This is a genomic window from Streptomyces monashensis (genome assembly GCF_001866665.1).
GTDB lineage: Bacteria > Actinomycetota > Actinomycetes > Streptomycetales > Streptomycetaceae > Streptomyces > Streptomyces monashensis.
On record NZ_MLYO01000034.1, the window covers coordinates 127357 to 148730 of the forward strand.

21 protein-coding genes are annotated in these 21374 nt (G+C 72.9%); 13 read left to right on the plus strand and 8 right to left on the minus strand.

The features are described from left to right. Position 1: 1 nt before the first annotated feature. The gene (locus tag BIV23_RS21050; RefSeq protein ID WP_071382454.1) at positions 2 to 2347 is read right to left on the minus strand and encodes an ABC transporter permease; all 2346 of its coding nucleotides are present in this window, start codon (positions 2345 to 2347) and stop codon (positions 2 to 4) included. After that, the gene (locus BIV23_RS21055; RefSeq protein WP_071382455.1) at positions 2344 to 3087 is read right to left on the minus strand and encodes an ABC transporter ATP-binding protein; all 744 of its coding nucleotides are present in this window, start codon (positions 3085 to 3087) and stop codon (positions 2344 to 2346) included. Before BIV23_RS21055 ends, BIV23_RS21050 begins: the two co-directional genes overlap by 4 nt. 181 nt (positions 3088 to 3268) lie before the next feature. On the opposite strand from BIV23_RS21055, the gene BIV23_RS21060 reads away from it, so the two are divergent. From BIV23_RS21060 to BIV23_RS21070, 3 genes are all read left to right on the plus strand, one after another. After that, positions 3269 to 3727 (plus strand): PPOX class F420-dependent oxidoreductase, encoded by a 459-nt coding sequence (locus tag BIV23_RS21060; RefSeq protein WP_071382456.1) that lies wholly within the window; start codon positions 3269 to 3271, stop codon positions 3725 to 3727. 249 nt (positions 3728 to 3976) lie between these two features. Next, positions 3977 to 4324, plus strand: coding sequence for a hypothetical protein (locus tag BIV23_RS21065; RefSeq protein WP_071382457.1), 348 nt, complete (start codon positions 3977 to 3979; stop codon positions 4322 to 4324). Positions 4325 to 4617: 293 nt separating this feature from the next. Then, entirely contained in the window at positions 4618 to 5757 is a 1140-nt protein-coding gene (locus BIV23_RS21070) for an FAD-dependent oxidoreductase (protein ID WP_071382458.1), read from the plus strand. A 22-nt stretch (positions 5758 to 5779) separates the two neighbouring features. Here BIV23_RS21070 and BIV23_RS21075 read toward each other — a convergent pair whose 3' ends face one another. Next, positions 5780 to 6256: a MarR family winged helix-turn-helix transcriptional regulator gene (locus BIV23_RS21075; RefSeq protein WP_071382459.1), complete on the minus strand. Its 477-nt coding sequence runs from the start codon at positions 6254 to 6256 to the stop codon at positions 5780 to 5782. Positions 6257 to 6318: 62 nt separating this feature from the next. On the opposite strand from BIV23_RS21075, the gene BIV23_RS21080 reads away from it, so the two are divergent. From BIV23_RS21080 to BIV23_RS21095, 4 genes are all read left to right on the plus strand, one after another. Next, the gene (locus BIV23_RS21080) at positions 6319 to 7245 is read left to right on the plus strand and encodes an alpha/beta hydrolase (RefSeq protein ID WP_071382460.1); all 927 of its coding nucleotides are present in this window, start codon (positions 6319 to 6321) and stop codon (positions 7243 to 7245) included. A 152-nt stretch (positions 7246 to 7397) separates the two neighbouring features. After that, complete coding sequence (locus tag BIV23_RS21085; RefSeq protein WP_071382461.1) at positions 7398 to 8321, plus strand: alpha/beta fold hydrolase; 924 nt, start codon at positions 7398 to 7400, stop codon at positions 8319 to 8321. A 742-nt stretch (positions 8322 to 9063) separates the two neighbouring features. Beyond that, positions 9064 to 10830, plus strand: coding sequence for an ABC transporter permease (locus tag BIV23_RS21090; protein ID WP_071382462.1), 1767 nt, complete (start codon positions 9064 to 9066; stop codon positions 10828 to 10830). A gap of 34 nt (positions 10831 to 10864) precedes the next feature. Beyond that, positions 10865 to 12295, plus strand: a complete 1431-nt coding sequence (locus BIV23_RS21095) for an ABC transporter ATP-binding protein (RefSeq protein ID WP_071382463.1) — start codon at positions 10865 to 10867, stop codon at positions 12293 to 12295. Between the two features lie 45 nt (positions 12296 to 12340). Here the strand turns inward: BIV23_RS21095 and BIV23_RS21100 are convergent, their stop codons facing one another. Continuing rightward, positions 12341 to 12754: an ArsR/SmtB family transcription factor gene (locus BIV23_RS21100; RefSeq protein WP_071382464.1), complete on the minus strand. Its 414-nt coding sequence runs from the start codon at positions 12752 to 12754 to the stop codon at positions 12341 to 12343. Between the two features lie 272 nt (positions 12755 to 13026). Between BIV23_RS21100 and BIV23_RS21105 the strand changes: the two genes are divergently transcribed. Both BIV23_RS21105 and BIV23_RS21110 read left to right on the plus strand, forming a co-directional pair. Further along, positions 13027 to 13755 carry an MgtC/SapB family protein gene (locus BIV23_RS21105; RefSeq protein WP_071382465.1) on the plus strand — a complete coding sequence of 243 codons (729 nt, stop codon included), beginning with the start codon at positions 13027 to 13029 and terminating at the stop codon, positions 13753 to 13755. After that, positions 13752 to 14030, plus strand: a complete 279-nt coding sequence (locus tag BIV23_RS21110) for a hypothetical protein (protein ID WP_071382466.1) — start codon at positions 13752 to 13754, stop codon at positions 14028 to 14030. The genes BIV23_RS21105 and BIV23_RS21110 overlap by 4 nt, the downstream gene beginning before the upstream one ends. A gap of 274 nt (positions 14031 to 14304) precedes the next feature. Here the strand turns inward: BIV23_RS21110 and BIV23_RS21115 are convergent, their stop codons facing one another. Beyond that, positions 14305 to 16419, minus strand: a complete 2115-nt coding sequence (locus BIV23_RS21115) for a glycosyltransferase (protein WP_071382467.1) — start codon at positions 16417 to 16419, stop codon at positions 14305 to 14307. A gap of 19 nt (positions 16420 to 16438) precedes the next feature. Continuing rightward, positions 16439 to 16582 (minus strand): hypothetical protein, encoded by a 144-nt coding sequence (locus BIV23_RS50425; RefSeq protein WP_177239978.1) that lies wholly within the window; start codon positions 16580 to 16582, stop codon positions 16439 to 16441. Positions 16583 to 16816: 234 nt separating this feature from the next. Between BIV23_RS50425 and BIV23_RS21120 the strand changes: the two genes are divergently transcribed. Together BIV23_RS21120 and BIV23_RS21125 are read left to right on the plus strand one after the other, a co-directional pair. Then, positions 16817 to 17497 carry a response regulator gene (locus BIV23_RS21120; RefSeq protein WP_071382489.1) on the plus strand — a complete coding sequence of 227 codons (681 nt, stop codon included), beginning with the start codon at positions 16817 to 16819 and terminating at the stop codon, positions 17495 to 17497. Next, positions 17494 to 18612 (plus strand): sensor histidine kinase, encoded by a 1119-nt coding sequence (locus tag BIV23_RS21125; RefSeq protein WP_071382468.1) that lies wholly within the window; start codon positions 17494 to 17496, stop codon positions 18610 to 18612. The genes BIV23_RS21120 and BIV23_RS21125 overlap by 4 nt, the downstream gene beginning before the upstream one ends. A 31-nt stretch (positions 18613 to 18643) precedes the next feature. On the opposite strand, the gene BIV23_RS21130 is transcribed toward BIV23_RS21125, so the two are convergent. After that, on the minus strand, positions 18644 to 19165 hold the full coding sequence (locus BIV23_RS21130; RefSeq protein WP_071382469.1) for a GNAT family N-acetyltransferase: 522 nt from the start codon (positions 19163 to 19165) through the stop codon (positions 18644 to 18646). On the opposite strand from BIV23_RS21130, the gene BIV23_RS21135 reads away from it, so the two are divergent. Further along, complete coding sequence (locus tag BIV23_RS21135) at positions 19164 to 19769, plus strand: helix-turn-helix domain-containing protein (protein ID WP_071382470.1); 606 nt, start codon at positions 19164 to 19166, stop codon at positions 19767 to 19769. The genes BIV23_RS21130 and BIV23_RS21135 overlap by 2 nt on opposite strands. Continuing rightward, positions 19766 to 21004 (plus strand): MFS transporter, encoded by a 1239-nt coding sequence (locus BIV23_RS21140; protein WP_071382471.1) that lies wholly within the window; start codon positions 19766 to 19768, stop codon positions 21002 to 21004. The genes BIV23_RS21135 and BIV23_RS21140 overlap by 4 nt, the downstream gene beginning before the upstream one ends. Here the strand turns inward: BIV23_RS21140 and BIV23_RS21145 are convergent. Further along, positions 20916 to 21365 (minus strand): Lrp/AsnC family transcriptional regulator, encoded by a 450-nt coding sequence (locus BIV23_RS21145; RefSeq protein WP_071382472.1) that lies wholly within the window; start codon positions 21363 to 21365, stop codon positions 20916 to 20918. The two genes, BIV23_RS21140 and BIV23_RS21145, sit on opposite strands and share 89 nt — an antisense overlap. Between the last annotated feature and the right edge of the window lie 9 nt (positions 21366 to 21374).

A 21374-nucleotide genomic window follows, 5' to 3' on the forward strand; every position in this document is an offset into this window, starting at 1 on the left:
CTCACTCGGTGCGCAGTACCCGGGCGATGGTCTGCCGGGCCGCCGCACGCGCCGGTATCACCGCACCCAGCGCGGCGATGGCCACCCCCGCCAGCACCAGCAGCGTCATCGTTCCGGCGTGCCACACGTCCAGCATCCGGTCCGGGAAGGTGAGTTGGGCCGCGTGCTCGGTCATCGGGACCACCACACGGTACGCCGTGACACCGAGCGGCAGCCCCAGGATCCCGCCGACCAGCCCCAGCCCGGCCATGGACACCACCATCATCACCGTGACCTGCCGTGGCGTCATCCCGATCGACTTCAGCATCCCCAGGTCACGCTGCCGCTCCCGGGCGCTGAGTACGACGGTGTTGAACACACCCATCGCGGAGACCAGCGTCAGCATCAGGGTCAGTGCCGACGCGGAGCTGATGACGGTCACGGCCCCGGCGTTCACCGTGGTCTTCTCGGTCGGATAGAGCCCGGGATCGGCGGCCCGCACGGCCTTCATGTAGGCGCTGACATCGGCTCCGCCGGTGAGCTGTACCCAGTACTGGTTGGCCTGTGTGTGCGGTGTCAGGGCGGTCACCGTCGACCAGTCCGCGCGCATCCAGTTCTGCGGCCCGGCCAGGACCTCCCCGACCAGGGTCACGCGCTCCTGGCGGCCGCCCGTCGCGCTCAGGGTGAAGGAGTCACCGAGCCGCACCCCCTGCTCGGCCAGGAACCTGCCGGACGCGACCACCTCGCCGGGCCCTCGCGTCCAGCGCCCCCTGGCGAGGTCGCCAGGGAGAGCCGACATCCCCCCGCGCACGCCTTCGATCGTCACACCCTCGCTCCGACCGGGCATCCGCACGTCCAAGAAGCCCACCGCCGCGACGTCCGCCGCGTGCGGAAGCCCGCGCAACAGTGCCTGCGCCGCGGCGTCGGCATGGTGCGGGGCGGTCTCCCCGAACCTGGTCTGCCCGCGCCAGACGATCGACTGCACCTTGCCGGAGCCTTCGACCGCGTCGCCGTACGCGACCATGGTCGCCGACAGGCCGGTGGCGAAAGTCACCGTCGCGACGCCGAGCAGGACCGAGGCGACGGTGAGCAGCGCGCGGCCGGGCCGGGCGAAGGGCAGGCCCAGCCCCAGGGTGACCGAGCGCGGGAGCCGGACGCCGGTCAGCCACCGCTGTACGGCCGGTCCCCGTCGGCCGTGCGGTGCACTGCCCGCGCTGATGGCACGTGCCGCGGAGAGCCGGTGCGCGCGCAGGGCCGGAATGAGCGCGGCCAGCACCACTGCCAGGGGCATGCCGAGCACTGTGGTCGCGTACACCCAGGGGCCGACCGTCGGGATGACGTTCACCGTGCCGAGTTGCGCGCCCTGGAAGACCTGGTGCAACAGCGGCCGTGCGACCACCCCGCCCAGGGCCGTGCCGACCACCGCGCCCACCGTGGCGGGCACGCACACCATCACCAGGTAGACGGCGACGACCTGACGGGGTGTGAATCCCAGCGACTTGAGCACGCCGATGTGCCGGAAGCCGGAGACCACCGCACCGCTCACCACATTGCCCACGATCAGAATCGCCACCAGCAGCCCGAGGATTCCGAAGGCCAGGAGGAACGGCACGAAGGCGTTGGGCTTGGCCGCGACCTGCGCCTTCAAGGTCAGGTACGACTGATGCGCGACCAGTGATCCGGACGGCAGACCGGCGCTCACCGCCTCGGTGTCCTTGCTGATCTGGCGGGCTGTCGCGGCGCGGTCGAACCGGTACAGCATCTGGTACGTCGTGGGGTGCAGGCCGGCGATCTGCTGCGGCGCGACCCACGCCTGTGCGGTCCCGCTCACGCTGGACGCGAGGCCGACGACGGTCAGCGGTGCCGTGCCGGGCAGCTGGATCCGTTTGCCGATCGGTGAGTGCGGTCCGCCGGCCATCCCGGGCGCGTCGGGCAGCGCCAGCACGATCTGGCCCGGCTCGGTGGCCCAGTGCCCGGCGAAGAGGTCCAGTCGGTCGACGGCGCCGCCGGGCTCCGCCCGCCCGACGACCGTCAGGGGGCCGGGCGCCATCCCGGGCATCTGGGACGCCGCGCTCTCCGGCATCGCGGTCACGGCTTGTGGGAACGGCCCGGCCGAGGCCCGTACGCCCGGACGGTGCGCGGTGCGGTCCAGCTGTGCCGCGGAGACCTTCGCCGCGTCGTACGTGGCGACGACGTGCGCGCCGTGCGCCTGTCCGAAGAGCCGGTCGAAGGGCCCGGAGACGACGTCGAGCAGGCCGAGCGCGACCACGAGGGCCATGCTGGAGACGAGGACCACCGCCCCGATCACGGCGGTCTGGAGGCGTCGGCGGCGAACCGCCGCGCGCGAGGCCCGCCACACCGCGCTCATGCCGTGCGCTCCAGGGTCCGCTCGCCGGTGATCCGGCCGTCCGCCATCGTCACCAGCCGGCTGGCGCACCGGGTGGCCAGGCGCTGGTCATGCGTCACCAACAGCAGTGTCTGGCCCAGTTCGTTGAGATCGAGCAGCAGGTCCATCACCTGCTCCCCCGCGTGGCTGTCCAGGGCGCCGGTCGGCTCGTCCGCCAGCAGCAGCGCGGGGCGGTTCATCAGCGCACGGGCCACGGCCACCCGCTGGCGCTCGCCGCCGCTCAGCGCGGCGGGGTACACGTTCCTGCGGTCGGCGATGCCGAGTTCGTCCAACAGCTCCAGTGCCCGGCGCCGGGCCTGACGGGCCGGGGTTCCGGTGAGCTGGGCGGCGAGGGCGACGTTGTCGATCGCGGGCAGGTCGTCGACGAGGTTGAAGAACTGGAAGATCATGCCGATCCGGCGGCGCCGGAAGAGGGCCAGCCCGGTCTCGTTGATCCGGCCCAGGTCCTCGCCGTGTACGTGCACGGAACCGGCGCTCGGCCGGTCCAGCCCGGCGATCATGTTGAGCAGGGTGGACTTGCCGCAGCCGGACGGCCCCATCACGGCGACCGCATCCCCGGCACCGATCTCCAGCGACACCCCGTTCAGGGCGGCGGTGTCGCCGTACTCCTTGCGCAGCCCGCTCACCCGGACGACTGCCTGGTCCCGCACGACGACCACCCCGTCGCCCCGGCCCGTGCCGCTGATCTCTTCGCTGGTCATGACAGGGACGGTAGGCGGCGTGGCCCGTCCCGGTCGTCAGCCCCCGGAGGTAACCCGCGACGGCGGTCATCCTGGGGATGTAGGCGCACCCCGGACGCCCCCTGGGGGGTGCGGCGCCGGTGCTCCCCATCGGACATGCATCCGGGGAATGCGTGTGCCGGTCAAGGCTGTTGATCCGTCCATGACTCAAGGCCCGGCACCCCGCGCACTGTCCGACCAAGCGCTCTCCGACCTGCTCGGCGAGCAGCAGTTCGGTACCCTTGCCACCGTCAAGCGCGGCGGCCATCCCCATCTGACGACGATGCTCTTCCACTGGGACCCCGAGGCCCGCGTCGTCCGGTTCTCCACGACCGCCGACCGCGTCAAGACCAGGCATCTACGGCACAACCCGCGTGCCGCGCTGCATGTGCAGGGGGGCGATGTGTGGTCGTTCGCCGTGGCCGAGGGCGAGGCCGAGGTCTCCGAAGCCACGACGGTTCCCGGCGACGCGGTCGGACGGGAGCTGCTCGGGATGATCCCGCCGACGGCGAAGCCGGAGGACGAGGACGCGTTCCTGCGCCAACTGGTCACCGAACGCCGGGTGGTCATCCGGCTGAAGGTGGACCGGCTCTACGGTACGGCGCTCGACATCACCGGATGAGCTGCCCGGCACACTCCGCTCCACTGTCGTGGCACCCCAGCACCGACGACCGGGCGGTCACGCCGGTACGACTGGAGCGTGCCGGACCGGCTGGTGGGCGGTGCCCAGCGGGTCGGCCTGCCCGTCCTCCACACGTTCGGCGGCACCCCGTCCTGGGCCACGCCGAACGCTTGCTGGGCCTGTACGACGACGGTTCGGGCGCGGCCCCGCCGGACGACATGGACGACTGGGTCCGCTACGTACGGGCCGTTGCCACCCGGTACGAGGTACCGCATCCCCGAGGACAGCCCGCTGGACGAGGACCAGGCGGTCGCGTACGCGACGCGCCTCTGTCTGGTCGGCATCTATCTGCGCTACGGCCACATGTACTGCTACGACTGGGGCAGTGCCAAGATCCCGCTCGTCCTCCAGGCCGACGGCGGCCCGCCGACCGCCGCGGCCCGCGCCGTGGACCGGCTCCAGCACTGGCCGGCCGCGCGCCCGCATCACGTCCTGCGGGCACGGGCAGGACGACGGGCTGCCGAGCCGCGTAGCGAGTGCAGGCACCTTCTCGCCGCGTCCCGGGGGCGTCCGTCGGTCCCGGCCGTGATCCGCTGAACCGAGTCCGGAACCGCCACCATGCCCGCCGACCGGGGCGCACGCGCCGTGAGCCACCTCGACGGCACATCGGTCCCGGCTCCGCGCACCCTGCACAGCGCCCAACAGCCCGTCCTCATCACGCTCTCCCCCTGAGGGGTGCGGATGCCCGCCCCTCGTCGGAACCGACGTGCCGTGTCGGTGACTTGTCGGAGGCTGTCGGTCCGGTGTCGGCAGTGCGTCGGTGGGGGCTGACACCTTCTGGGAGACGGCCGGCCGGAGCTCACCGGGCGGCCCGATCCCAAGGAGCGATCATGCGGACTCACGTCACGATCATCGGTGCCGGTCTCGGCGGCCTCACGCTCGCCCGCGTCCTGCACCTCCACGGCATCCCCGCGACGGTCTACGAGGCGGAGCCCTCCCCGGCGGCGCGTGCGCAGGGCGGGCTGCTCGACATCCACGACTACAACGGTCAACACGCCCTTGCGGAAGCCGGTTTGATGACCGAGTTCCGTGGTCTCATCCTGGCGGGCCGCCAGGCGATACGGATCCTCGACCGGGACGGGACCGTCCTGCTCGACAAGCCCGACGACGGCACGGGCGGACGTCCCGAGGTGCAGCGCGGCGAGCTGCGACGGATCCTGCTCGACTCGCTCCCGGCCGGCACGGTCCGGTGGGGGCACAAGGTCACCGCCACCCGTGCCCTGGGCACGGGCCGCCACGAGGTGGCCTTCGCCGACGGCACCAGTGTCGTCACCGGTCTGCTGGTCGGCGCGGACGGCGCATGGTCGCGCGTCCGCCCGCTGCTCTCCACCGCGACACCCCGGTACACCGGCAAGTCGGTCGTCGAGACCTATCTGTTCGACGCCGAGACCCGGCACCCGGCCACCGCGAAAGCGGTCGGCGGCGGGTCGATGATCGTGCCCGCGCCGGACAGGGAGATCTTCGCGCACCGGGAGAAGGGCGACACCCTGCACGCCTACCTGGGACTCGCCGAGCCGCAGGACTGGTTCGCCGCCATCGACTTCACCGATGCCGGCGCGGCCACCGCACGGATCGCGGCGGAGTTCGACGGCTGGGCACCCGAGCTCACCGCACTGATCACCGAGGCCGACACCACGCCAGTGCTGCGCCCCCTCTACGCTCTGCCGGCCGGGCACCGGTGGGACCGGGTGCCGGGGGTGACGCTGCTCGGCGACGCCGCCCACCTCGCGCCGCCGAACGGCGAAGGCGCCAACCTGGCCATGCTCGACGGCGCCGAGCTCGGCACGGCCCTCGCCGCACACCCCGACGACATCGAGGCCGCGCTCACCGAGTACGAGCGAGCCCTGTTCCCTCGCACCGCCGAGGCAACCGGCTTCCAAGGTGTCGGGGCGCACGGGACGGAGTCCGGCGACAATCCGGTCGACGACCTGATCAAGATGTTCAACACGGCCACCGAGAGGAGTCGATGAGATACGCGATCCCCGAACCGTGTCAGCCTGTCGGTATGCCGACGCCCTCACGCTCCAACGCGGTGCGCAGCAGCGAGAGGACCTGTGCGGCCGCCGACGTCTGAGGCCGGCTGAGAGCTCCTCCCAGTAGTTCTGTCAGGCGCTCGGTGAAGGTCCGCTCGGCGGCGTCGCTCAGGCGTGCGCCGTCGTCGGTGAGCGTGAGCAGCGACGAGCGGCGGTCGGCCGGATTCGGCTGCCGGGCGACCCAGCCGTGCCGTTCCAGACGGTCGATCCCCTTGCTCGTCGCCCCGATCCCGATGGCGAACTCGGCGGCGAGGTCGGCCACTCTCGATCCGGGATGCTCCCGCAGGTAGCGCAGGAGCTCGAACTGCGAGGTGACGATCCCGTGTCGCTCGCGCAGCCGGTCGTTGAGCGCGTTGTAGAGACGCGTCTCGCAGCGGACCAGGTCGGCGAAGAAGGCCCGGGGGTCGGCGGCGGAGCCGCTTGATTTACATGCCACAGCATATACTGTAGCGGCATCTACTTATGGAGTGCGGAGATCCGCCGGCGGAAGGGACTTCCATGAGCAGGGAACAGCGCGCGAAGATCGACGCGATGCTGCGCACACCACGGCCCGAGGGCCCGCGGCCGGTCGAGGAGATCCGGTCGGGGTTCGCGGCGATGATGGCCACGATGATCGTGCCGGACGGCATCCGGACCACGACGGTGACTCTCGGGTCCCGACGCACCCTGCTGGTCGAGCCCCGGGACGCGCGCCCGCGCACGGGCACGATCCTCTACTTCCACGGCGGCGGTTTCGTGTACGGCTCGCCCGAGACCGCTCTGTCGCTGACGGGTAACCTCGTCGCCAGAACCGGCTTCAGGGCCTTCTCGCCGGACTACCGGCTCGCGCCCGAGCACCCGTTCCCGGCCGCGATCGACGATGCGCTCGCCGCCTACCGCGCCCTGCTCGACGCCGGTGAGGACCCTTCGTCCCTCGTGTTCGCCGGGGACTCCGCGGGCGGCGGCCTCACCGTCACGACGTGCCTCGCTGCCCGCGCCGCGGGGCTGCCGCTGCCCGCGGCGATCGTGGCCTTCTCCCCGGGGCTCGACGGCACCCGGAGCGGCGAGAGCATGGACACCAAGGCCGGCCTGGACCCGTTCTTCACACGCGAGAGCCTGGCGCACACGGGTGCCATGCACCTCGCGGGTCAGGACCCGCACCAGGAGCTCGTCAGCCCGGCGCTCCACGCCGACCTGACCGGTTTCCCGCCGATGCTGTTCCAGGTGGGCACCAACGAGGTGCTGCTGGACGACTCCACGCGCATGGCAGCACGGGCGAGGGAGGCGGGGGTGGACGTGATCCTGGACGTCACCGCCGAAGTGCCGCATGTGTTCCAGGCGTTCGCCGGCGTACTGGACGAGGCGGACCAGGCGCTCGATCGCGCGGCGCTCTTCCTCACTCAGCATCTGGGCGCCGCGGGGACACCCGCCGCTTCGGCGTCGTGACGGCCGACACCGGGTCGCTCCTCCGACCGTAGATCCATTATGCGCCGGAGGGACCCCGGCGCGCTTCCTTCTCACGGATGATCATGTCGCCGCCGACGGACCCTACGGTGAGACGGTGCAGCACGAACCCCAGCGAAACGGAGCGCCGCACCATGCCCTTCGCGTCCCCGGACGAGCGATACGTCACCCGTGACGGAGTGGACCTGGCCGTGCACGACCACGGCGGGGACGGGCCGCCGTTGCTCCTTCTGCACGGAGCCGGACGCACCCTGGCCGACTGGGCCGCCGTAGCACCGCGGTTGACGCCGCGCCATCGAGTCATCGCCATGGACCTGCGGGCACACGGCCGTTCCGGGGGCGGCGCGTGGACGTTCCCCGCGGCGCTCGCCGACGTGGCCGCGGTGCTGGACGCTCTCGCCGCCCCGCACGCCGTTCCGGTCGGGCACTCCCTCGGCGGGATGGTCGCCGTCCGGTACGCGCTGGAGCACCCGCGGACGCCCGCCGCCGTCAACCTCGACGGCCACGGATACGGGCGGCCCGAACAGTACGCCGGACTGGACCCCGAGTACGTCGGGCGGAGACTCGACGAGGTCCGGGGCTTCGCCGCCCAGGCGGCGGGGCGGGCCCTCCCGGCGGCGGACATGGCGGCCGTGCTCGGCGGGCAGCGGGCCATGGCGGAGGGGCTTGGCATTCCCCGTGACCTGTTCGACGCGGGACTGAGCAGGTCGCTCGCCGAACGCGAGGACGGCATGCGGTGGTTGCGGCCCGATCGCGAACCGGCGCTCCAGATTCTGGCGGCCATGGACGAACTCGACCTGTTCGCCCTCTACCGTCGCGCGCGCAGCCCCCTGCTGATCTGCCGAGCGGCACGCCCCAACCCGCCCACGCCCGGCCTGCCGTGGTTCGACGAGCTCATGTCCGCCTACGCCGAGGGACTGAGCCGGGATCTGCGCGAGTTGGCGCGGACGCAGCCCCACGTCACGGTCGCGGACATCGACGCCACACATGCCATGCTCCTCGAACGGCCCGGCGACGTCGCGACACGGATCCTCTCGTTCACCGAGCGACACCGCTGACCCCGTCGACCGCGTCACCGGCCGGAACGGCAGCGGCGGTAACGGACGGTACGGGAACGGCAGTCGGCGTGTTCCAGCGGCGGCCGGCCGCCAGGGGGCGCCCTGGCCCGACGCATCCGGTCCGCTCACCGGGCGGGAAGCCGGGTCGGCGGGCAGCACACGGGACGCGCCGGGAATCTTTCCCAGGCGGCCGGCCGCCGCCCTGCCGACGTCACGGTCGGCTCGTCGGCCACGACCGTGCCGGTCGCGCTCGGCCGCTGCGCCCCGGTGATGCGCGGCCGCTGGTGTCGGCGGTGGTCGTGCCCGACGCGTCGCAGGCCGTCGGACGGCGCTCGCCCCGGCCGATTCCCTCCCGGCGGTCGGCAAGGCGTACGCCTTCCGTCCGCGCGGCGCCTTCCCTCCGACATCCGCGTCATGAACATGCCCTGCCTGCATATTTGCGCATCGATGCAACAAGGGGCACACTCATGGGGTCGGGCCCTGTGCGCGTACTGAGCGCGGCCAGGGCACAGCCACATCACGGAGCGGAGGCAGCCATGGGTGCAGACCCTCCCAGTCCGCGCTGCCTCCGGGGCATGCGCTGACTTTCTGACGTTCACCGGCCGGGGCCAGGACCGCCCCGACGGTTCCTCTTACCTACCTGTATTTCCCATGCTGCCTGGGTGACCCCTGCCCTGCCATCGGTGCGTTGGCCGCGGCCGGGCGTGCCGGCCTGCCCAGAGTGGGGGCGGAGGTCTTCGTGATGTCGATCCGTACGGACAACAAGCCCGCCGGGAGGGCGGAGCGCACACCGCTGGTGGCGCGGCTGCCCGGGCGGCTGTCCCGTCTTTCCTGGGTGGACGCGGCCGTGGCGGCGGCCGTGCTGGTGCTCCTGTACGTGGTGCTGCGCGTGGGGCACGGCACCACCGTCGCCTTCAACACCCACCGGAGCGTCCATGTCGACACCGATCCGGCACGGCTGCCGTACGACGCGGCCCGCTCGCTGCTGCGGATGTTCGCCGCGCTCGCGGTGTCGATCGTGTTCACCTTCGGCTACGCCTGTGCCGCCGCCAAGAGCAGGCGGCTGGAACGGATCCTCGTCCCGGCCCTGGACATCCTCCAGTCGGTGCCGGTGCTGGGCTTCCTGACCGTGGCCGTCACCGGGTTCATCGCCCTGTTCCCCGGCTCGATGCTGGGCCTGGAGTGCGCGTCGATCTTCGCGATCTTCACCTCGCAGGCGTGGAACATGACATTCGGCTTCTACTCCTCCCTCACCTCCCTCCCACGCGAACTCGACGAGCTGTCACGGTCGTTCGGATTCACCCGCTGGATGCGGTTCTGGAAGGTGGAGGTGCCGGCCGGGATGATCGGCCTGGTCTGGAACGGCATGATGAGCTTCGGCGGCGGCTGGTTCTTCCTGGTGGCCTCGGAGGCGATCAGCGTCGACAACCAGCAGTACGCGCTGCCCGGCGTCGGCTCCTACGCCGGTGCCGCGATCACCGACGGCGATCTCGGCAAGGTCGGCTGGGCGATCCTCACCATGGCCGTGATGGTGATCGGCGTGAACTTCCTGTTCTGGCGGCCGCTGACCGCGTGGGCGGAGAAGTTCAAGAACGAACAGTCCGAGGCGAGCGAGGTCCAGCGGTCCGTCGTACTGGACCTGCTGCGCCGCTCGCACTGGCCGCGGCTGCTCGGCCGGGCGCTGCGCCCGGTGGGGCGCGCGCTGGGCACGGCGGGCCGCGTCCTCGGCCGCGACGACCGGTCGCTCGTCGTCGACCGTACCCGTCGGCGCACCGGCGACGTCGTGTTCACGCTCGTCGCCGGCGGGCTGATCCTGTGGGGTCTGCTCGACCTCGGCCACTACCTCCACGACCGCACCGGCCTCGGTGTGTTCGGCGAGCCGCTGCTGCTCGGCCTCGCCACCCTCGCCCGCGTCGTGGTGCTGGTCGCGCTCGCCACCGTCGTCTGGGTGCCGGTCGGCGTGAAGATCGGGTTCTCGCCCCGGCTGACCCGGATCGCCCAGCCGATCGTGCAGATCCTGGCGTCCTTCCCGGCCAACTTCCTCTTCCCGCTGGCCGTTTGGTTCTTCCTGCGGACCGGCCTGTCCATCAACATCGGCGGCACGCTGCTGATGGCGCTCGGCGCCCAGTGGTACATCCTGTTCAACACCATCGCCGGCGCCATGGCCATCCCGAGCGATCTGCGCGAGGCCATGGACGACCTGGGCGTCACCGGCCTGCAGCGCTGGCGGCGACTGATCGTCCCGGGGATCTTCCCGTCCTACGTCACCGGCGGCATCACCGCGTCCGGCGGCGCCTGGAACGCCTCGATCGTCTCCGAGGTCGTCACCTTCGGCGGCACCACCCTCACGGCGACGGGCCTCGGCGCGTACATCGCGAAGGCCACGGGGAGCGGCGACTATCCGCATCTGCTCGCCGGTGTCGCGGTGATGAGCCTGTACGTCGTCGCACTGAACCGACTGGTGTGGCGCCGCCTGTACCGGCTGGCCGAGACCCGCTACTCCCTCTGAGCTTCCCTTCCTCCCCGAGATTTTGGAGCACGTCATGGTGCTGAACGTCCTGCGCGACCTCCGTGCCGGCCGCCGGGCCCGGGCCGGCCTCGCCCATCTGACCGCCGACAGGCCCCGCCGGCCCGCCGACGGCGAACTGCTGCTGGAGAGCGCCGGCCTGACCAAGTCGTACGCCGGTGCCGACGGCGAACTGCCCGTGCTGTCCGGCATCGACCTCCAGGTCCGCGCGGGCGAGATCGTCGCTCTCCTCGGCAAGTCGGGATCCGGCAAGTCCACGCTGCTGCGCTGCCTGGCCGGGCTCGTGCCCGCCAGTTCCGGCACGGTCACCTACCGGGGCACCCCGCTCACCGGCGCCAACCCGGGTACGGCCATGGTGTTCCAGACCTTCGCGCTGCTGCCCTGGCTGACGGTCCAGCAGAACGTGGAACTGGGTCTGGAGGCCAAGGGAGTTCCGGCTGCCGAGCGCGCCGACGCCGCCCGGCAGGCCATCGATCTGATCGGCCTGGACGGCTTCGAGTCGGCGTACCCCAAGGAGCTGTCCGGCGGTATGCGGCAGCGCGTCGGCTTCGCGCGCGCCCTCGTCGTGGAGCCGGACGTGCTGATGATGGACGAGCCATTCTCCGCCCTCGACGTGCTGACCGCGGAGAACCTGCGCGGCGAGCTGATGGAACTGTGGGAGTCCGGCCAGTTCCCCACCCGCGCCATCGTGCTGGTCACCCACAACATCGAGGAGGCCGTGCTGATGGCCGACCGGATCGTCGTCCTGGGCGCCCGCCCCTACGGCACGATCCGCGAGGTCTTCGACGTCGGCCTGGAGCGGCCCCGGGACCGTAACTCGGCCGCTTTCGACGGCCTGATCGACCGTGTCTACCGGACCATGACCGGACGCCAGAAGGAGGGCCGGGTCCCCGGCCGGCACGAGGCCGTGGAGCTGGAGAAGCGCACGCCCGCGAACACCCCGCTGCCGCCGGCCAGTGTCGACGGGCTGTCCGGGCTGGCGGAACTGGTGCTCGACCGCGCCGGCCGCTGCGACCTGGCCGACCTCGCCGACGAACTCGGCCTGGCGGTGGACGACCTGCTGCCCCAGGTGGACGCGCTCGACCTGCTCGGCTTCACCACGCTCAGCGGGGACGACCTGCTGCTGACCGACTCCGGTACGGCGTTCGCGGGCGCCGACGTGCAGGAGTCGAAGAAGATCTTCGCCGAGGCCGTGCAGCGCGCCCCGCTGGTCAGGCTGATCACGCAGAGCCTGCGGAACAACCCGGGCGGCACCCTGCGCGCCGGCTTCTTCCGCGATCTGCTCGCCCACCACTTCACCGCCGAGCAGGTCACCCGCCAGCTGGAGACGGCCACGGACTGGGGCCGCTACGCCGAGCTGTACTCCTACGACGCCGAGCCGCAGGAGTACCACCTCGACGAGAGCGACGACACACGCCTGGCCGCGACCGCGACGCGGCGGGACTGACCACGCGCCGCGACCGGCGGCACCGGTGTTCCGTGTGGCAGTGCGTCAGTGTTCCGTGGCCGTACGCCGGACCCCGGCCACCCGTGCGGGGGCAGCGCGCTCCTGCGCGACGACCGCCTGCACGGCGCCGGACGGCTCGGGCTCCCCCGCGGTCCGGTTCTCGTCCGCGGCCAGCACCGCACTCTCCAGCAGTGCCCGCACCTGCGGACCCGCGGCGCGGTAGAAGATGCGCGTGCCCTCGCGCCGCGAGGTCACCAGTCCGGCCGAGCGCAGTTTCGCCAGGTGCTGGGAGGTGGCCGCGACATGCGCCTCGATCAGCTCGGCGAGCCTGCTGACCGGCAGTTCCCGCTCGCTCAGCGCCCACAGCAGCCGGTAGCGCGAGGGGTCGGCCACCGCCTTGAGCACGGCCACCGATCGCTCGGCCCGTTCCTCGTCCCACGACGCTACTTGCGCTTCCATGCAAGTATGGTAGCCGGTCACGCGCACGACGTCCGGCGGCATTTCCGGGCCGACGCTAATTGCGTATGTGTGCAAGTATGGAGAGGCGTCGAGGAGGAGAGGAGGAGGTGAGCGGCATGGATCCCAGCAGCAGTCCGGGCCCCGACCGGCCCCCCAGTCCCATGTCCCCCGACTCCTCGGGCATCCGGTAGCCCTCCTCCGGCAGAACGGCCGGGCGAACGGCCGCCATGCCCTCGACCTGTCCCGCCGCGGCGGGGCGAGGGGAGGTTCCCATGGCGAACCTGACCACTTTCGACTTCGTTCTCCGGCTCTCCGCCGGCGTCGCCTGCGGTGCCCTGATCGGCGTGGAGCGCCAGTGGCGCGCCCGGATGGCCGGGCTGCGCACCAACGCCCTGGTGGCCGTCGGCGCCACGCTGTTCGTCCTCTACAGCGAGGTCGTCGGCGACCCCGGCAGCCCCACCCGGGTCGCCTCCTACGTCGTCTCCGGCATCGGATTCCTCGGCGGTGGCGTCATCCTGCGCGAGGGCGGCGGCGTGCGCGGTCTCAACACCGCGGCCACGCTGTGGTGTTCGGCGGCGGTCGGCGTGCTCGCCGCCTCCGGCCGGCTGACCCTGTGCGCGATCGCGACGGCCACCGTCCTCGGTGTGCACGCGTTCCTGCGCCCCGCGGGCCGGCTGATCGACCGCGTGCCGCAGCGCGACCCCGACAACGAGGGCGTGCGCGCCACCGTCCACCTGGTCTGTGAGCGCGCCGACGAGACACATGTGCGCGCGCTGCTGTCGCAGGCCCTCGCGAGCGACGGCCTCGCGCCCACCGGACTGCGGGTACGACGTGACGACGAGGGCGGCACCAGCCTGCGGGCGGCCGTCGCCCTGAACGGCGACCCCGCCCGGGCGCTGGAACAGCTCATCGCCCGGCTGTCCCTGGAACCAGGCGTACGTGACCTGCACTGGCACCTGGACGACACCTCCCTCGACGCGGAGCGGGAGCCGGTGGCATGAGTGACCTCGACGCCCGGCGCGCCCGCCACGCCGTCCGCCGGGCGGCCCGCCAACTCGCCGAGGACGCACCGCGGTTGACCGCCGGATCCGCGAGCGCCCTGCGGGCCGGCCTCGCCGCCCGCACCGCCCGTCTGCGCCGGGCCGCCCTCACCGCGTGGCTGACGGGCGTACCCGAGCACGTGATCGCCGCCGACGGACACCTGCCCGTGACGGTCGTGCACGCATGGGTGGCGGCGGGACACGCTCCGCGACACACCGACGGCGGACGGGGGTGACCGAGGACGACGCCGGAGGGGACATGGACGACGTGACGGCGGGGCCTGGCATGCGCGGGCGCAGGCGGTGCCGCTGCGGCGCGACGACGTGGAGCGGGCGGGAGTCGTGAGTCGGCGAAGAAGTCGCTCAGCACCCGTGCGGTCACCAGTCCCGCACATCTGCCGCCGACGACAACGGCTCCGTCCCAGGGACGGTCTGCCCTCACGTCGCTCACCTCGTCTCCCGGCCACGAGGCTCGGGTAGCACCCGGGGAGCGCGGGACGGGCGCACGGCCTACTCCGGTACGGAACGTCCCCCCGACGCGAGGGAACTGACGAGGGCGAGGTCGTGGTCCGCAGTGAGACAGGGCGTGACGGTCACGCGGCCTTCGGATCCCTCGTACGAGGCCGTCGGGAACGTGGTGACGTCGCGGCGGTCCGCGAGGTCACCGGTCAGCATGCCCAGCCGGACCTCGGGGCCGCCGTACGCGCTCAGGCGCAGGTCCCACCGTGCCCGACCGCCGGGTTGGTGCTCGGCCACGGCGGCGAGGGGGATGCCGATCTCGAAGTCGCCGTACGGATCGACGTAGCACGGTCCGTCGAAGGCCCATTCGTGCCGCCCGCGGAGCCGGGCCCGGAATCGGTAGTGGTGGGCGCGGGCGGCGCTGCCGTGGAGCGAGCCGGTCAGCCGGATCGCCGTGTCGCCGACGGCGATGGACGACACCTCCGCATGGGCCGGTCTGTGCCAGGCGCGCAGGGCCAGGCCGCCGTCCGGTGCCGGGTACGGGATCCACGCGCTGCATCCCGCGTCGGCCGGGCGGCGCGCGGCGGGGTCCAGGAGCCGTGCCGTCTCGACCGGGCCCGCGAGGACCGGGCGGGACCTGTGGCCGCTGACGTGCTGGACGAAGACGGCCCAGTGTCCTTCGGCGAGGGCCCACGATCCCTTGTCCAGCCTCGCCTGCAAGGACGTCCCTGTGCCCGGCTCCCGGAGCTCCAGCCGCAGTCTCACCATCTCGCCCGCCGCCGCTGTGTCCCGCAGCAGCAGGACGAGATGCCAGGCGTCCGGTGCGAGGGCCGGGTCGGCGGTGCGGAAGGCGAGCGAGCCGTCGGGCAGGACCCGGCAGCCGACCCGGACCGGCGAGCCGAGTCCGGCCAGGCCGGCGCGTTCCAGCGCACGGCGCCACAGCGGGAGGCCATCGCCGGTGTCACGACGTGCCGCGCGCGGCAGTCGGCTGTGCCCCGCGCGGGCGGCGAGTTCGGGTTCGAGGTCGAGGAAGAGGGCGTCGTACTGCGCGGCGATGTGCCGGGGGCGGAAGCGTACGGAGGTCCGGCGTGCCGCGACGGCCATCCGCCGGCGCTCGGTGTCGTTCTCGATCAGGCGGCACAACGCGTCGGCCAGGGCGTCCTCGACGGCTCCCTCCGCCGGGACGAGCAGGCCGTCCTCGCCGTGCGTGATGATCTCGCGGGGCGCGTGGTCGCAGTCGGTGCTCACCACGGGCACCCCGCAGCTCATCGCCTCCAGCAGGGTCGTGCCGGAGGGTTCGGTGCGGTGCGGCACGACGGCGATGGCGCCCTTGGCCCACTCCGGGTCCATGGGCGTGGGCGCGCCCATCAGCAGGACGTTGTCGTGCAGGGCGAGCTCGTCGATACGGCGGCGCAGGCGGCCGCGCTCGCGACCGTGGCCGTAGACGCGCAGGGTCCAGTCCGGGTGTACGGCCACGACCTTGACGAAGGCGTCGAGCAGCCGGTCGTACTGTGCGGCCGGCGTGAGCCGTCCCGCCGTCACCACGGTCCGCGACGTCCCGGCCGAGGGTTCGGCACAGGGCTCGGGGGTGCAGACGGGGATGGCGGTGACGCGCGTCGGCGCGGAGTGCAGGGCCCGGCGGTAGGCGCGCGCGTCCGCGGCGGACGCGGTCACGTACGCGTCGAGCAGCGGCACGGCCACGTCGAGGGCGTCCCTGAGCGCGTCCGGGTGGTGGGCGCGGGCGGCGTGTTCCTGGCCGATGCGCAGCTGGTCCGGGCGGCCGTGCTCGGCCAGGAAGCAGGTCAGGTACGGCCGGGTCGCGATCACCACGTCGGCGTCGGTGTCCTTCAGGTGGGCCGCGAGCCTCGCCTCACCGAGTGCGCTGGGCGGCGTCGGGCCCTGGTGCACCGGGTCGTGCGGGCACACGGTGCCGGGGGTCCGCTGCTGGGCGGCGGTGCCCGCGTAGTGCCGGGAGGACGGCCGCAGGTCCACCAGGGCGCGCGTCCGCACGCGGGGCGCCGGTGCCGGGCGGGGGTGGTCGGTGGTGCGGTAGTTGGAGACGATCTCCACGTCGTGCCGGTCGGCGAGGGCGCCGGCGAGGGCGAGGGTGGCCCGGACCGTGCCGCTGGAGCCGTAGGCGTCGTGGAGCAGGAACGTGATCTTCATGGTTCTCTTCGTGGCACGCTCAGCCGAACATTCCGGCGATCGCTGTCGCGGCGCCGTGGGCGAGGGCGCCGTACAGGTCGGGCCGGAGCACCGCCAGGACGGCGGCCGACGCCACGATGATCAGGAAGACGGCCTCCCTGCCGCCGCCGAGCTGTCCCCTCACCGGGCGTCCGCCTCCGGCGCCTTCGTCGCCTCTGTGCTGTGCGTCATGCGTCCAGGCTGGTACCGGACCCGTTCGGCGCGGTATCCGCCGCCCGGCCGGGCCGCCCCCGCCGGGCGGCGGGAGGACACCCCCCCGATCGGCTGGTCCGCGCACCGGGGCAACCCTGGCGGCGGCCGGGCCCTCTTAAGGTCGTAGGCGTACGGACAGGTCGGACGGGAGCGGGACGGGGTGCATGTGATCCGGGTCGTGGTGGTGGACGACGAGGCCCTCGTCCGCTCCGGCTTCCAGCTCATCCTGAACGCCGCCGACGACATCGAGGTGGTGGCGACGGTCAGCGGCGCCGACGCCGTGGCGCGGGTCCGCGACGAGCGTCCGGACGTCGTCCTGCTGGACATCCGCATGCCGGACGTCGACGGGCTCACCGTGCTGCGCGAGGTGCGCGGGCTCCCCGACGGGCCCGTGGTGGCGATGCTGACGACGTTCGACACCGACGAGTACGTGCTGGCGGCGCTGCGCCACGGGGCGGCCGGTTTCCTGCTCAAGGACACCGAGCCGGAACAGCTGGCCCAGATGGTGCGCACGCTCGCCGCGGGCGGCATCGTCATGTCCCCGAAGGCCTCCCGCGCCCTGCTGCTCGGCCACCCCGGTGCCGGGGCGGTGAATGCCGAGGAGGCCGAGGAGTCAGCCCGGGTGGAGCGGCTGACCGCACGCGAACGCGATGTGCTGATGCTGGTCACGGAGGGGCTGTCGAACGCAGACATAGGGACGCGTCTGCATCTGAGCGCCGGCACGGTGAAGGATCACGTGAGCGCGATCTTCACCAAGCTCCGCGTGACCAGCCGTATCCAGGCCGCGCTCATCGCCCAGCGGGCCCGTCTGCTGGAAGAACGGCGCCGGCCGAAGGCCGACCGGTGACCGGCGGCCGGACCGGCTGGGCACGGGTTCCGGCGCCCGTGCGGGACGCCGGGCTCGTCGCCGTGGCGGTCGGGGACGCCTGGCTCGCGGTCTCGGACAGCTCATGGCCCGAGGCGGGCCTCGCCGCTCTGGCCTGTGCCGCCCTGGCGCTGCGCCGCTACGTCCCGCTCGTCGTCGTCCTGCTCACGGTGCCGGCCACGGTGGTCGCGGACCTCGTCGTCGCCCCGCTCGCGGCCCTGTTCGCGCTCGCCGAACGTCGGCACGACCGCCGCCTGTTGGGAGCGTGCGCGGTCCTGATGGCGGCGGCGTCCGCCGCGCCCTGGCCCTGGCACGACCCGGACTCGCGCGACCGTACCTGGACGCTGATCCAGTTCGCCTACACCCTCGCGGGCACCGCCGCGCCCGTACTGTTCGGTCAACTGGTGCAGGCGCGGCGGGACTTGTCCCGGCGCCTGGCCGAGATCGAGGAGGCCAGGGAGCACGAGCGGGCCCTGCACGCCCAGGCCGTGCTCGCCCGGGAACGCGCCCAGCTGGCCCGGGAGATGCACGACGTCGTCTCGCACCAGGTCAGCCTGATCGCGGTCCAGGCCGGCGCGCTGCAGGTCGGGGCCAAGGACACGGACGCCCGGGAGGCCGCCCGCACCATCCGTTCGCTGAGCGTCGCCACGCTGGACGAACTGAGGAACATGGTCACGCTGCTGCGCGCCTCCGGTGGCCGCGCCACCGAGCTGACGCCGCAGCCCACGCTGGCCGACATACGCAAGCTGGTCGCGACGAGCGGCATCGACGCCGAGCTGACCGGTGTACTGCCGGACACGGTCAGCACACCCGCCCAGCGGGCGATCTACCGCACCGTGCAGGAGGCCCTGACGAACGTGCGCAAGCACGCTCCGGGAGCGGGCGCGACCGTGGAGCTGTGGTGCGAGGGCGACGACGTCGGTGTCACCGTCACCAACGGCCGCCCCACCCGTCCGTCCCTGCCGCTGCCCGGGTCCCGGCAGGGCCTGGTCGGGCTGCGGGAACGCGCCGAGATCCTGCACGGCACGTTCTCCTGCGGCCCGACCCCCGACGGCGGCTACGGGGTCAGTGTCAGGATCCCGGCCCAGCCCGCGTGACCTCGTCGTCGGCGCCTCGCGTTCAACGGGCTCAGGCCAGGGGCAGGCGCATGAGCGTCAGGTCGAGCCAGCGGCCGAACTTGGTGCCGACCTCCGGGAGCGTGCCGGCGACCTGGAACCCGAAGCGTTCGTGCAGCCGGATCGAGGGGGTGTTCCCGGCTTCGATACCGGCGATCATCACGTGGTGGCCGGCCTCGCGCGCGGCCGTGACGAGGGCGGTCAGGAGAGCGGAACCGATGCCGAGCCCGTGCCGGTCCTCGCGGACGTAGACCGAGTTCTCCACCGTGTGCCGGTAGCCGTCCAGCTCCCGCCAGGGGCCGTAGGCCGCGAACCCGGCGACCTCGGCGTCGACCTCGGCGACGAACGCCGAGCCGCGCTCCAGATGGGCGGCGAGCCAGGTGACCGCCTGGTCCGGGGTCTGCAGGGTCCGGGTCCACAGAGCCGTCGAGTGCTCGATCGCGTGGTTGCGGATCGCGCGGATCGCGGCCACGTCGCCGGGCCGGGCGGGGCGGACCGTCACGGCGGCCGTACTTCTTGCGTATATTGAAGCCATGTCCAACATAGTAGATCCTCTGGTGGGGCGGATCGCGGCCCGCGTCCGCACCGAGCGGGAACGCCGCCGCTGGACGCTGGCCCAGCTCGCCGACGCCTCCGGCGTGTCCCAGGCGATGATCAGCCGGATCGAGCGCGCCGAGAGCAGCCCCACGGCGGTCGTCCTGGGCAAGCTGTCCGCGGCCTTCCAGCTCAGCGTCGCCTCCCTGCTCGCCCTCGCCGAGGGGGCGCCGGAGGACACCGCGCGCGAGACCGCCGCGGGCGAGGCGGGTGTGCGCAGGCCGGCGGACACGGCCGAGTGGCGCGACCCCGCGACCGGTTACCGGCGCCGCCAGATCACCGGTCCGCGCTTCCCCGCGGAGATCGCCGAGATCCGGCTGCCGGCCGGCGCGCGCGTGCCGTATCCGGCCGCCGCCTTCGCCTTCGTGCGCCAGGTGGTCTGGGTCCTCGACGGCCGGCTGACCTTCCATGACGGCGACACGGTCCACGAGCTGGAGGCGGGCGACACCATCGAGCTGGGCGAGCCCGCCGAGCGGGTCTTCGCCAACATCTCGGGCTCCGAGTGCCGTTACGCCGTCGTCCTGACCCGCGGCACCACGCCGTGACCCGGCCACTCCCGCGCGGCGGCACGCTTCTGCTGGCCTCCATAGCCGGTACGGCGATCGCGAACAACTACGCCATCCAGACCGAACTCACCACCGTGGCAGCCGACTTGGGCGTGCCGCTCGCGGTGATCGGACTGGTGCCGACCGCCGCGCTCACCGGCTGCATGACCGGGTTCGCCCTCCTGCTGCCCCTGACCGACCGCCTCGCCCCCAACCGCCTGGTCGGCATCCAGCTGACCGCGCTGGCCGCCGCCCTCGCCCTGGCCGCGGCGGCACCCGGCGCGGGCGTGCTCCTCGCCGCCTATCTGCTCATCGGTGCGGCCGCGAGCGTCGCGGCCCAGGCCAGCAGCATCGCCGGGCGGCACGCGCCAACAGGGCGCCGGGGCACGGGAGTTGCCACCGTCGCGGCGGGCATGTCGGCCGGCATCCTGCTCAGCCGGCTGGCGGGCGGGGCGCTCAGCGGCGCCGTCGGATGGCGGCGGATGCTCCTCGTCTTCGCCGCGCTCGCGCTGCTCGGCGCCATCGCCGCCGCCGCGCTCCTGCCCCGGCGGCGGCCGCACACCGAGCGCGGCTACCGGGCCGCGCTCGCCTCGCTCCCGCCCCTGCTGCACCGGTTCCCGGAACTGCGCCGTGCGGTGGCCACCGGCGGGCTGTGGTACTTCGCCTTCAACCTGATCTGGGTCACGCTCGCCCTCGCGCTCGCCCAGCCGCCCCACTCCCTCGGCCCGGGCGCCATCGGCCTGTACAGCCTGGCCGGACTGCTCGGCTTCGCGGCGCTCCCGCTGACCGGCCGCCTCACCGACCGGTACGCCCCGGCCACGGTGATCGTCGCGAGCATGATGGCCGCTGCGGCGGGCACCGCGCTGCTCGCCACCGGACTCGGCAGCCCGCTGGTCACCGCCCTCGGGCTCGCGGTCTTCGACGCGGGCTGCTTCGCCGCGCAGGCCGCCAACCAGAGCCGGATCATCGCCCTCGCCCCCGACCGGGCGGGCAGCCTCAGCAGCGTCTACCTCGTGCTGTACTTCACCAGCGGCGCCGTCGGCACCGCCGTCGCCGCGCCGCTGCTCGGCGCCCTCGGCTGGCACGGGATCAGCCTCACCGCCCTCGCCGCGCTGCTCCTCGCGGCCGCCGTCGGCAGCCGGTCCCTCAGGGTTCCAGCACGCGGTCCGGCCCCAGCGGGACCTCGTGCAGCAGGAGCCGGCTCCTCAACTCCCGTACGCCGAAGTCGGCTTTGAGCCGGTCGATGACCGTCTCGAACTCGCGGGCGTCGGTGCAGGCCACGCGCAGCTGGTAGTCGTAGTCCCCGGTCAGCCGCATCGCGCCGACGACCTGCGGCACGTGGGGCAGCTGTTCCTCGAAGGCCGTGCGGTCCACGCCCTCGCGCAGCCGGATGTCGCTGAGCAGTTCCATCCCGCGCCCGAAGGCCGCCAGGTTCAGCTCGGCGCGGTATCCGCGCACGACACCGGCCGCCTGGAGCCGACGTACGCGGTCGGCGACGGTGTTGGCCGACAGCCGGACCTGACGCCCCAACTCCTGGTAGGTGGCGCGGCCGTCGGTGAGGAGGATCGTGAGGATCTGCCGATCGATGCGGTCCATGGCGCCATG